This is a genomic window from Methanococcoides seepicolus (assembly GCF_023684405.1).
In the GTDB taxonomy this organism is placed as follows: Archaea; Halobacteriota; Methanosarcinia; order Methanosarcinales; family Methanosarcinaceae; genus Methanococcoides; species Methanococcoides seepicolus.
Window position 1 is genome coordinate 57,454 of the sequence record NZ_JAGSOI010000008.1, and the last position, 11,215, is coordinate 68,668.

The 11,215-nt window shown below is 42.1% G+C and carries 12 protein-coding genes and 2 pseudogenes; 10 read left to right on the forward strand and 4 right to left on the reverse strand.

Annotated elements, in window-relative coordinates; translation table 11 throughout:
- Window positions 1-49 precede the first annotated feature (49 nt).
- The 5 genes from KDK67_RS03575 to KDK67_RS03590 all read left to right on the forward strand — a co-directional run bounded on the left by KDK67_RS03575 (window position 50) and on the right by KDK67_RS03590 (window position 3,291).
- Window positions 50-175 (forward strand): redoxin domain-containing protein, encoded by a 126-nt coding sequence (locus tag KDK67_RS03575; protein WP_250867463.1) that lies wholly within the window; start codon window positions 50-52, stop codon window positions 173-175.
- A gap of 63 nt (window positions 176-238) precedes the next feature.
- Window positions 239-496 (forward strand): hypothetical protein, encoded by a 258-nt coding sequence (locus tag KDK67_RS03580; RefSeq protein WP_250867464.1) that lies wholly within the window; start codon window positions 239-241, stop codon window positions 494-496.
- Window positions 497-584: 88 nt separating this feature from the next.
- Window positions 585-1,625: an AmmeMemoRadiSam system radical SAM enzyme gene (gene amrS / locus KDK67_RS03585; protein WP_250867465.1), complete on the forward strand. Its 1,041-nt coding sequence runs from the start codon at window positions 585-587 to the stop codon at window positions 1,623-1,625.
- A gap of 7 nt (window positions 1,626-1,632) precedes the next feature.
- The gene (locus KDK67_RS14510) at window positions 1,633-1,713 is read left to right on the forward strand and encodes an archease (protein WP_420846918.1); all 81 of its coding nucleotides are present in this window, start codon (window positions 1,633-1,635) and stop codon (window positions 1,711-1,713) included.
- 111 nt (window positions 1,714-1,824) lie between these two features.
- Window positions 1,825-3,291 carry an RtcB family protein gene (locus KDK67_RS03590; protein ID WP_276575051.1) on the forward strand — a complete coding sequence of 489 codons (1,467 nt, stop codon included), beginning with the start codon at window positions 1,825-1,827 and terminating at the stop codon, window positions 3,289-3,291.
- 130 nt (window positions 3,292-3,421) lie between these two features.
- Here the strand turns inward: KDK67_RS03590 and KDK67_RS03595 are convergent.
- A pseudogene (locus KDK67_RS03595) lies at window positions 3,422-3,562 on the reverse strand (IS5/IS1182 family transposase); the annotation flags it as partial.
- 171 nt (window positions 3,563-3,733) lie between these two features.
- On the opposite strand from KDK67_RS03595, the gene KDK67_RS03600 reads away from it, so the two are divergent.
- Window positions 3,734-4,444 carry a phosphoribosyltransferase gene (locus KDK67_RS03600; RefSeq protein WP_250867466.1) on the forward strand — a complete coding sequence of 237 codons (711 nt, stop codon included), beginning with the start codon at window positions 3,734-3,736 and terminating at the stop codon, window positions 4,442-4,444.
- Between the two features lie 73 nt (window positions 4,445-4,517).
- Window positions 4,518-4,658, forward strand: coding sequence for a redoxin domain-containing protein (locus KDK67_RS03605; RefSeq protein ID WP_250867467.1), 141 nt, complete (start codon window positions 4,518-4,520; stop codon window positions 4,656-4,658).
- 90 nt (window positions 4,659-4,748) lie between these two features.
- Here the strand turns inward: KDK67_RS03605 and KDK67_RS03610 are convergent, their stop codons facing one another.
- Entirely contained in the window at window positions 4,749-6,005 is a 1,257-nt protein-coding gene (locus KDK67_RS03610) for an MFS transporter (protein ID WP_250867468.1), read from the reverse strand.
- 150 nt (window positions 6,006-6,155) lie between these two features.
- Between KDK67_RS03610 and KDK67_RS03615 the strand changes: the two are divergent.
- A pseudogene (locus KDK67_RS03615) lies at window positions 6,156-6,293 on the forward strand (IS5/IS1182 family transposase); the annotation flags it as partial.
- 71 nt (window positions 6,294-6,364) lie between these two features.
- On the opposite strand, the gene KDK67_RS03620 reads toward KDK67_RS03615, so the two are convergent.
- Together KDK67_RS03620 and KDK67_RS03625 are read right to left on the reverse strand one after the other, a co-directional pair.
- Entirely contained in the window at window positions 6,365-8,659 is a 2,295-nt protein-coding gene (locus KDK67_RS03620) for a CDC48 family AAA ATPase (protein ID WP_250867469.1), read from the reverse strand.
- Window positions 8,660-8,985: 326 nt separating this feature from the next.
- Window positions 8,986-9,954, reverse strand: coding sequence for a hypothetical protein (locus KDK67_RS03625; protein WP_250867470.1), 969 nt, complete (start codon window positions 9,952-9,954; stop codon window positions 8,986-8,988).
- 422 nt (window positions 9,955-10,376) lie between these two features.
- On the opposite strand from KDK67_RS03625, the gene KDK67_RS03630 reads away from it, so the two are divergent.
- Both KDK67_RS03630 and KDK67_RS03635 read left to right on the forward strand, forming a co-directional pair.
- A complete protein-coding gene (locus KDK67_RS03630) occupies window positions 10,377-10,520 on the forward strand; it encodes a hypothetical protein (protein WP_250867471.1) in 144 nt (47 codons plus the stop codon).
- A gap of 196 nt (window positions 10,521-10,716) precedes the next feature.
- A complete protein-coding gene (locus KDK67_RS03635) occupies window positions 10,717-11,064 on the forward strand; it encodes a hypothetical protein (protein WP_250867472.1) in 348 nt (115 codons plus the stop codon).
- The last annotated feature ends 151 nt before the right edge of the window (window positions 11,065-11,215 follow it).

Genomic DNA, 11,215 nt, shown 5'->3' on the forward strand with positions numbered 1-11,215 from the left:
TAGATGGTTTTTTGTAGCTGGATGCCTAAAATAAATGTGAGGTACAAAAATGGCTAAAACATCACTTTCTGCAGGGGAAAAAGCCCCACAACTCTGCCTTCCAGATCCAGAAGGCAATGAGATCTCTTTAGAGGACCTTAAAGGAAAATGGGTAGCCCTTTATTTCTATCGCTGATATTCAGAGGGAGGTTGATAAGATAAAAGACCCATTGGATGTGATTATCTGACAGGTGAAAAGATGGATATACTTGCCACGATGATAAATGAAAACCACCAGTTTATACTTTATCTTCAGGGAATGATTGAGCAACAGCAGAAGATGATAAATACCCTTAATCAACGACTTGATTTTCTGGAAAAAAGACTGAATAATCTGGAGTTTGGAGGTTCAATTGATACTGAGGATTTCCAGAAGATAGTCAAAAACCAGGATGAATTGCATGAACTTCTGGAGAAACTCAATCCAGAACGTAAACTGTGGCTGAACAAGAATTAAGATGTTTTAGTCTTTTACAAATAAAAGTAATTTGAGATGAATAGTTATGTTCTTTTACTATAAATCCAATCTATAATGGGGGATAATAGTGATTAGAGAAGCAATGCTCTATGACAAGCTTGACAATAATAAGGTTAAGTGCAAAGTATGCAATCACAGATGCACCATAGCACCTGGAAAAAGGGGATTTTGCAGGACTAGGGAGAACCGCGATGGTACGCTTTACACATTGATCTACAACGTGGTCTCGAGTGAAGCTGTCGACCCTATCGAGAAGAAACCCCTGTTTCACTTCTATCCAGGCTCACTTTCATACTCACTGGGGACAATAGGATGCAACTTCAGATGCAAGCACTGCCAGAACTGGATGATATCCCAGATAAGCGTTGATGAAGCCGTAGCTTTTGAAATTCCACCTGAAACTGCAGTGGAACGGGCGCTGGCCACAGGTTCAAGGAGTATTGCATGGACCTACAATGAGCCCACCATCTGGCACGAGTACACCTATGCCAGTGCAAAACTTGCAAAGGAGGCAGGGCTTGCAACCGTATATGTCACGAACGGATATATCACTCCAGAGGCATTGAAACGTATCTCACCCTATCTGGATGCCTTCAGGGTGGATATCAAAGCATTCACAGAGGAGTTCTATCGGGAAGTTACAAGCGCAAAACTTGCACCCGTCCTCGAATCTGCAAAACTTGCAAAGGAGCTTGGAATGCATATAGAGGTGATTAACCTTATCGTCCCGACAAAGAACGATTCTCCGGATGAGATACGTGATCTTTCAAAATGGGTGCATGACAATCTCGGACCGGATACACCTCTTCATTTCACACGTTTCCATCCCGAGTACAAGACACTGGATCTGCCACCAACACCTGTCAAGACCCTTGAGATGGCACATGAGATAGCTACAGAGGAAGGCATGAGGTTCGTGTATATTGGAAACGTGTATGGGCATAAGTATGAGAATACATACTGTCCAAAATGCGGGGAGCTGCTCATAAAGAGAGATGGTTTTGCCATTGTGGATTACAAAATAACTCCCCAAAAGAAATGTTCATATTGCGGAGAGAAGATCCCGATAGTAGGAGAATATACCGAAAGCGAGCAACCATATATTTGATCTCGAGATAAGGGCTGTTACCTACAATGAATTGAAAATAGAAGATGATTCGAACGGCTGGGTTATGCAAGTCGTTGTGGATATTTAGATATTCCAAATATTAAACTCCAACAAACTTGTGCATATTCGGCTATACTTGCATTCATTAAATTTAGGTTCAGGTAGTATTTAATATAAAATTTGGGGAAGGGATAATTAAATGCAAGAAGAAACCGAGATTGGAATTTTAGATATACTCACAAAAATAAATGACAATACTTGGGAAGTACCGAAGAGTTACAAACCATTTATGAGAGTCCCTGGTCGCATTTTTGTATCAGAGACCCTGCTTCACGATCTTGATAAAGGAACTCTCGACCAGGTTGCAAATGTTGCGTCACTACCCGGAATCCAGAAATACTCGATGGCAATGCCTGATGCGCATCTTGGATACGGTTTTCCAATTGGTGGTGTTGCAGCGTTTGATAAGGAAGAAGGTGTGATCAGTCCGGGTGGGGTTGGTTTTGACATCAACTGTGGTGTTCGTCTTATTCGCACAAATCTGCACAAAGAAGATGTGCGCTCACATATGAAAGAACTGGTGGATGAACTTTTTCGTGCAATTCCATCGGGTGTTGGTTCAAAGAGTCGCATCCGTGCATCGGACAGCGAACTGGATGACATATTCCTGCATGGTTCGAAGTGGGCAGTGGAGAACGGTTATGGGGAAAAGACCGACCTTGACCACTGTGAAGGCAGAGGTTGCATCGAGGGCGCAGACCCCTCAAAGGTGAGCGAGAAAGCACGCAGTCGCGGAAAACCGCAGATTGGTACACTTGGAAGCGGCAATCATTTCCTTGAAGTGCAGTATGTTGATAAGATATATGACCAGGAGGCTGCTGATGCTTTTGGACTGGAAGAGGGTCAGGTCGTATTCATGATCCACTGTGGCTCTCGCGGAGCAGGACATCAGATATGTACCGACTACATCAAGACGATATCACGTGCTTCGAAGAAATACGGCATACAGCTTCCAGATAAGCAGCTTGCATGTGCGCCTGCACAATCCCCTGAGGCCCAAGACTACTTCAAAGCAATGGCTTGTGCTGCCAATTATGCATGGGCAAACAGACAGGTCATAACTCACTGGACGCGGGCGGTATTCGAACGTTTCTTTGGCAGGGATATGGACGATCTTGGTATGGATTTGGTGTATGATGTTGCCCACAACGTTGCAAAATTGGAGGAACACATAATCGATGGAATGAAAAAAGAAGTTTATGTGCACAGAAAAGGTGCAACCCGGGCTTTCCCACCTGGTCACCATGATTTGCCAGATGTCTACAAAGCTGTTGGGCAGCCTGTTCTTATCCCTGGCAGCATGGGTACCCCTTCTTATGTTCTACACGGAACAGAAGCGGGGATGGGTGTCGCTTTTGGAAGTGCATGTCACGGAGCAGGACGTGTGATGAGTCGGGCTCATGCAAAGCATGAATTTTTCGGAGAAACAGTGAAGGAAAACCTTGAAGCAAGAGGAATTACAGTTAAAGCTACGCATCCGTCGGTTATCGCTGAAGAGGCACCTGATGCATATAAATCAAGCAGTGAAGTGGTGGATGTGGTGCACAATCTGGAAATCGCCAAAAAAGTTGTAAGGGTCTTGCCAATGGGGGTTGCAAAAGGTTAATCGAAAAGCAACCTCTTCAGCAGATATGATTTTGGGAGTGATAAAAAAGAGTATTGAGGAAACAGGTTTGTTTGAGGGAATGAGTTGTTCGTCTATACATCTTATATACTTGCCTTAATAGGGCTCTGTAGAAATCCTCAACCAAAATCAGTATCAATAACTGGTGTTGTGCATATGTTAGTTTTGAATATTTGCAACTGTAAAGCCGACAACGGGAGTTTCCCGTTACTTGTATGGTCATATCGATAAAATTTAAGTACTTGTTAGACAAAACACAGTCATACCCTTGTATTTTTTGTTGGAAACCTACACAGGGCACTTCTCACTATTAAATTTATAGATGATCAGTTGAATTTAGGGAAGATGATTTCTACAGAGCCGATAATCTCTAAATATAAAAATCAATATTCGAAACATTTTTTACAGAATGAGAATATATTCTATGTCAATGGCAGCTACGAATAAATATCCACCTGCTGATCGCACCTCATTTAAATGTGATTTGATGGGTTTTAGAGAAGCACACAGCCTTGCTAAAACACTTGTTAAAAAAATAAAAGATTCTGGATATTTGCCTGACATCATAATTGCGATAGGCAGAGGTGGGTATGTACCTGCCAGGTTCGTCTGCGATTTTCTGCTTTTTGATGACCTGACAACAATAAAGATCGAGCACTACAAAAGGGCAGCAGACATTCAAGAGACGGCAAAGCTCAAGTTTCCACTCTCTGTTGATATTCATGGTAAAAAGATCCTTGTTGTGGATGATGTTACAGATACGGGTAAAACGCTAAGCCTTGCCGTAGAATACCTGAAATGCCTTAAACCGGCAGAGATTAAAACGGCAGTCCTCCAGCATAAAATATGTTCGGATTTCGTGCCGGACTATTATGCCAAAAAGATAGTTAAATGGCGCTGGATCGTTTACCCATGGGCTGCTTACGAAGATCTCGCAGGATTTACCGAAAAGATAATTGGTAAGAGGACTTTAACCCCTCAGCAAATTTGTAACGAGTTTGATGCCTGCTACAGTATAACTATAAAACAATCGGATTTGATAGAAATACTTGAAGACCTGAATGAGAGGGGAAGTATAGAGTGCATTGATGATAAAGAGAATATACTATGGAGAAAAGCAAACGTTTCGAAGTAAACCGTGGATAAGTACAGCAGTTCACTAATATTTAACCTTCCTTCTAATTTTGTTAAACTTAAGGATAGTTCTATTGATACCGTTGATTTTTGAAAATGCTCTTGTTATCGGTGTCAGCAAAGATAGTCAGGCATCACACAAAAAGTTCATCGATAAGAAGGAACTGGGGATCACTCTTCTTTCAGACGAAGATACTGAGGTTCAGCAAAGCTAGGATGTTTGGTATCTGAAGAAGATGTCAGATGGGGAATATATGGCTACTGTCAGGATGACCTTCTTTATTTTGACTTTAGTTTTTCATAACTTATTTTCCTGCCTCTTCCTGTATTTTCTTTTCAAAGGTAAGCATTCTAAAGGACAGCAGGAATACTGTGTAAATGATCACTGCAGCCACTATGAACGCTCTTCCTCCAAATATTTCATAGAAGAATCCTCCTAAGATCAGTCCTAGAATACTGGCCAGACTTGAAATACTGCTGGCAAAACCCTGTACAGCACCCTGATGATCTTCTCCAGCAAGTTTTGAGATTATGGACAGGATCGAAGGCCACATGATGCCGTTACCAAGTGCAAAGAAGACAGCTGCAAGATATGTAAGGGTAATGTTTCCGGATGCAAGCAGGACAAAATTCGTACCAAGTACAACACTTCCGGCTATGGCAAGGTGAACATCTGCATACTTCTTCACTGCTCGGCTAAGTGTAGGTCCCTGTACTATTATCATCAGGATCCCAAGTACTGAGAAATATATCCCCATTTCAGCAACTGTCCATTGAAGGGATCTTACGGCATGAAGCGGGAATGCTGTATAGAATATATTGAACCCAAAAAAGATCAGAAAATATAACAGCAACATGTAGGGTATGTTCTTTATTCCTATCACTTCTCTGAAACTGATCTTCTTTGTCGTTCGTATTTTGCATTGCCTTGATTCCGGTAGATATAGCAGTATTACAATAGTTCCTACCAGGGATATGAGGGCAGCAGCAAGTACTGGGATCAGTTCTTTATAGATCGTTATGCTAAGCAGGCCTGCAAGTGCCGGTCCTATTATGAATCCAAGGTTTGCGGAAATGGACATTTTTCCAAAGTTCTTGCTACGGTCCTTTTCTTCAGTTATGTCTGCAAGGTAAGCATTTGCTACGGCTATATTTCCTCCCGTAAGCCCATCAAAGCTCCTCGCTATGAAAAGGATGAGGAGGGGTATTGTGATGATAAATGATCCAAGGACTGTGGAATCCACGGTAACCAGAGTTTTCAAAGGAGTGAAAAATGCAAGCAAGAATATTATCCAGGAAAATAATGTTCCTGCCTGAGTTATGAACAATATCTTCTTCCTTCCGTGAATGTCAGACCATCTTCCAAGTATGGGTGCCCCTATTAGCTGGAAAGCCGGATACATAGCACCGATGAAACCATAAACAATGGCGTTCCCCCCAAACTGGTCCACCAGAAAAACAAGGAATGGAATGACTATCCCAAAGCCAAGGGCATCGATGAAGCTGATAAGAAGTAAAGGAAAAAGTCTCAACTTCTTTGGCTCACAGCCATTTTCATCCATCTATATTTAGTATCTGTTTCTATTCACTTATAGGTTCTATGTTTCAGCTCTGCAGGAATCTTCTTTTCTAAATTCAAATGATCATCTGTAAATTTAATAATAATTCTCAAGTGTATGTTTGCACCATAAACACAAAGGAATGATTGGGTTTTGTCTGACAAGTACTTAGCATTTATTGATGTAGCCATGCAAGTAACGGTAAACTCCTGTTTCCCACTTCACAGTTGTAAATACTCAAAACTAACATATGCACAACACCAGTTATTGATACTGATTTTGGTTGAGGATCTCTACAGAACCAATTGGTTTTGTGTTCGATCTTCTTACACTTTATATCCTTAACCGATGCTCTTTAAATATCAGCCATAGACAGGACTCTCTATTTCCCTTGACCTTTTGGTCTTAAGGTCGCCTTTAAGGTCCTCGTAATATTTCATGGTGTCAGAGGTAACTGATGCTCCTGTTTCAGCGATCGCTTTCAGGAAGTGCTTCTGTGAGACCTCGTTTGCCATGAGGTCTTCACGAAGGGCAAAGCGTCCTGCTTTTTTACAAACTGCGGCAACATCAGCTCCTGTATACTTGTCTGTTGAAGTTACCAGTTCATCTATATTGAAATCACTTGCAAGTGCCATCTTTCTGGTATGGACCTCAAAGATCTTACGACGGGTGGGCAGATCCGGCACAGGAACAAGTATCAGTTCATCAAATCTTCCCGGGCGGATCAGTGCCGGATCGATGATATCAGGCCTGTTCGTAGCACCTACGATAACAACACCGTGTAACTCTTCAAGACCGTCAAGTTCTGAGAGCAACTGGTTCACGATACGTTCTGTAACATGTGGTTCTCCCATTGCTCCTCCGCGTATGGGTGCAAGTGCATCAAGCTCATCAAGGAAAACAATGGATGGTGCAACCTGGCGGGCACGGGCAAACATCTCTGAGATGTGCTTTTCAGATTCCCCATACCACTTTGAAAGAAGGTCACTTCCCTTTGCGGTTATGAAATTAGCGTTGGATTCATGGGCGATGGCCTTTGCCAGCATGGTCTTACCGGTTCCCGGTGGTCCATACAGCAAAACCCCCTTTGGAGACTCCACTCCGATACGCTGGAACGATTCCGGATTTTTAAGAGGCCATTCAACAGCTTCCTTGAGCAGTTCCTTGACATCTTCCAATCCCCCTACGTCGTCCCATCCCACATTTGGCGTCTCGATCATGATCTCACGCATGGCGGATGGTTGCACATCCTTCTGTGCTAACTTGAAATCTTCCGATGTCACGCTGAGCTTTTCAAGGATCTCAACCGGGATGTGTTCATCTTCAAGGTTGATCTGGGGAAGGACCTTCCTGAGGGTGCTCATTGCCGCTTCTCGACAAAGTGCTGCAATGTCCGCTCCCACGAACCCATAGGTAGTTTCAGCCAGTGCCTTAAGGTCCACATCATCTGCCAGTGGCATTCCGCGGGTATGTATCTGGAATATTTCCAGTCGGCCATCCTGATCAGGTACATGCAAAACTATCTCACGATCGAACCTTCCGGGACGACGCAGGGCCATGTCCAGGGCTTCCGGACGGTTGGTCGCACCAATGACGATGACATTCTTCCTCTCTTTCAGGCCGTCCATCAATGAAAGAAGCTGTGAGACGACTCTCCTTTCAACCTCTCCGGTAACCTCTGCTCTCTTTGGTGCGATGGAATCGATCTCATCAAGGAAGATGATAGCAGGTGCATTTTGTTCGGCATCATCGAAGATCTCACGTATCTGATGCTCGGATTCACCATAGTATTTTGACATGATCTCTGGACCGTTGATAGATACGAAATAAGCATCAGATTCATTGGCAACTGCCCTTGCCAGCATCGTCTTGCCGGTCCCGGGAGGACCATGCAGCAGTACGCCCCGTGGTGGTTCTATGCCCAACCGGTCAAATAGCTCCGGGTGCTTTAACGGAAGCTCTATAATCTCCCTTACTTTGGAAATTGCTGGTTTGATACCACCAAGGTCCTCATACATTACAGTTGGTATCGACTGCTCCGGCGGGAGCTCTACAGCTTCAGGCAGCAGTTTGAGTTCTGTCAGATCAGTGATCTTTACAATGCCCTTTGGGGATGTTGAGATCACCTGCATCTTGATCTCACCCAGGCCAAATGAGTAATCAAATATGTCACTGAACATATCCTCTAACATCATGCTTCTGGCAGGGCCGCTCTTTGATCTCTTGAAATTTGTTGTAGAGATAAAATCCCCTTTTGATACGGTCCTGTTCCTGAAAACAGATGCAAGTATATCACTTGAAGCTGAGATGTGCATTCCTTTGCTCACAGGTGCAAGAGTGACATTAATTGCTTCCTTCCACTCCGCTTTTCTTACTTCGACATAATCTCCGATACTGACCTTTGCGTTGGCACGCATAAGGCCATCCATTCGGATGACATCAAGCCCGGCATCTACCGGATCAGTATTTATCACCAGTGCTGATGTTTTACGTCCACCCTCTATCTCCACAACCCCATATTCTGCAACATCGATCTTTTCCCTGTGTTTCAGATCGATACGCACAATACCTTTCCCCACATCTTCCTGGGTCGCCTCAGCTACCTTTAATTTGATACTATCCCCATTCGAATTGCTTTTTTCCATACTCAACGGCATCTACCCATCTCCCACAGATGATCCTTATATATAGTTATGATATGTCAACTTCCTGTATTTATCATTGTTTGGAAGCGATATGTTAAAGAAATTTGTTGGTACTGAATTTAACAATCGTACATTAAATGTCAGGTATAAGCAGTTACATTTCACAAGCGTACATAATTTGACATTCTTGAATGAAATGTAAAATTTAAGTGATAATATTTAAAAAAAACCAGACCGGCTTGATTGAGAAGGTGGTCAGGAAGTTGAAGTTAAAAAAACAAGGCACCGGGTTTCCCCGGTAACCCACAGAAAGTACACTTCTGTGTTCTGACGAACACTTAGGGTATCCACTTGGCAATGATCGTGTAATGGCCATTTGTGGATCCGGGAAATGATGCCAATTGTTCCACTTTAACCTGAATGTCGTTACCACTGGCAATGGTATCTACCTTGTATCTACCAGTGCTCGTGTCTATAGGCGTCCCCAGTACCTGCTTTGTTGGCGGATTGGTCCACTCGCGGTACCATGCGTACTCACCGTGATGATACAGGCGATTGGTATTCGAATTTCCATCATGGACAAGCACGAGAAGCTCCAGATATGAGCTGTCATGATTAGACTGAGTGTATAATGTGTGAGTTGCAGTGTCGCCCGGATTAAGCAGGGTACCTGTGAATACTTTCACTGAGCGTCCATCGTCCATGCCATCGATGTTGTCTTGTAATGTATCGTCAGCTGCAATTCTTGCAGCTTCTTCTGCATCGATGTTGTCTTGTAATGTATCATCAGCAGCAATTCTTGCAGCTTCTTCTGCATCGATATTGTCTTGTAATGTATCATCAGCAGCAATTCTTGCAGCTTCTTCTGCATCGATATTGTCTTGTAATGTATCATCAGCAGCAATTCTTGCAGCTTCTTCTGCATCGATATTGTCTTGTAATGTATCATCAGCAGCAATTCTTGCAGCTTCTTCTGCATCGATATTGTCTTGTAATGTATCATCAGCAGCAATTCTTGCAGCTTCTTCTGCATCGATATTGTCTTGTAATGTATCATCAGCAGCAATTCTTGCAGCTTCTTCTGCATCGATATTGTCTTGTAATGTATCATCAGCAGCAATTCTTGCAGCTTCTTCTGCATCGATGTTGTCTTGCAGATCCGATAATCCGCTCGTTAATGCTTCCCATACATCAAGAAATGGTTGTCCTTGCGTTAAATCCTTATTATCATTCGCTGCTGATGCTGGGACCATAATCATTGCAATAGCAAGAATTAAAGACAATATCAATATGAATTTATTTTCCATTATTTTTCCCCCTTTAGATATTTTCAATATTTACATGGATTTTGCCATACATACTGTATAATAAAATATGCATAATATAAAATTTATGCATTTAAAGTAAAAAAATCCATACCAAGTGTGTGTTTTGATTCTATATAAATAAATAGGAATATGTAATCGGTTTGTATATTTGGGCAAGTATACTAAACAACAAAAAATAACCTTCGGGTCTATATACTTTAAACCACAAATTCCATTAAGTCTTAACATTAACATTCCTAATGCGGAAATGTCAGATATAAGGAACGAAAGCAAGGGGCTTATTTTTATGCCCTTGCTCTTTAATTAAGTCATGAAGTCAATAATATAAGACATTTCTCAATTTTGTCAGGCTCAAAACCATGACAAACGTCTCTTATTTTCTTATTTTTCTACCGATGTGAATGGCAATCCCTGATAATATCTCATTGAAGTCAAAGAATCGTGAAAAAGCAGGTGGTAAATTCCCAAAAGCTCTAATAGGGCTTGAATTTGCATGTTCGCATCAGTGCCAGGTGAGATCGATCGGTCTTGACATCTCTCAATAAGTATATATTAAGTTAAACACCTTTTTTTAGTGGGGAAATGTAATTCGGGGTGTTCCAGGGTTTCTGGATCAATAAAATATTGACTCTTGCACTTATGCTGGCATATTGCACCCTGCAGGCAACCCGAATAAGCAACTTTAATAGAATATTGAAACTGCTTCAATACATTTTGTAAATATACTGGGAGTGACAATCAATGGACAAGATGAAGAAAATAGGCATATTGGGAGCAACTGCTTTGATCGGTGCAGGACTGGCAGCACTATCTGAAGAGAGGATCAAGGAGTGTGTCAAGGATAAGATCGAAGCAGGAACAATGAGCAAAGAAGAAGGCAAAATGCTTGTTGAAGACCTCTTGAGTGAAGTAAAAAAGCAGAAGTTCAATATGGAAAAGAACATCGTTGAAAAGGTACACAACACGATCAAGATGGCTGATAAGGAGCTCATAGAACTTTCAGATAAGATCGATGAAATGAAGATCCAGGAACTTGAGGCTGAGCTTGAGAAGATGAAGAGTTTGAGGAAGGCTAACAATTATAGTTAAAACCCCAAATTATTAGACTAATTAGTTATATAGACTGTTCCATGGTTAGACCTGAGGGGATCTTTATTGAACGGCATATGACCGTTGAAGAGTTAGACAAGCAGATAAAATTAGAGAAGAATGCAACACTCCTGAAAAGACTATATTTCAT

Bases quoted from the DNA above. Each gene is read 5' to 3' on its own strand.
- KDK67_RS03620 (WP_250867469.1), bottom strand. From the start codon at position 8,659: ATGCCGTTGAGTATGGAAAAAAGCAATTCGAATGGGGATAGTATCAAA.
- KDK67_RS03635 (WP_250867472.1), top strand. From the start codon at position 10,717: ATGGACAAGATGAAGAAAATAGGCATATTGGGAGCAACTGCTTTGATC.
- KDK67_RS03575 (WP_250867463.1), top strand. From the start codon at position 50: ATGGCTAAAACATCACTTTCTGCAGGGGAAAAAGCCCCACAACTCTGC.
- KDK67_RS03610 (WP_250867468.1), bottom strand. From the start codon at position 6,005: ATGGATGAAAATGGCTGTGAGCCAAAGAAGTTGAGACTTTTTCCTTTA.
- KDK67_RS03590 (WP_276575051.1), top strand. From the start codon at position 1,825: ATGCAAGAAGAAACCGAGATTGGAATTTTAGATATACTCACAAAAATA.
- KDK67_RS03580 (WP_250867464.1), top strand. From the start codon at position 239: ATGGATATACTTGCCACGATGATAAATGAAAACCACCAGTTTATACTT.
- KDK67_RS03630 (WP_250867471.1), top strand. From the start codon at position 10,377: ATGGCAATCCCTGATAATATCTCATTGAAGTCAAAGAATCGTGAAAAA.
- KDK67_RS03625 (WP_250867470.1), bottom strand. From the start codon at position 9,954: ATGGAAAATAAATTCATATTGATATTGTCTTTAATTCTTGCTATTGCA.
- KDK67_RS03600 (WP_250867466.1), top strand. From the start codon at position 3,734: ATGTCAATGGCAGCTACGAATAAATATCCACCTGCTGATCGCACCTCA.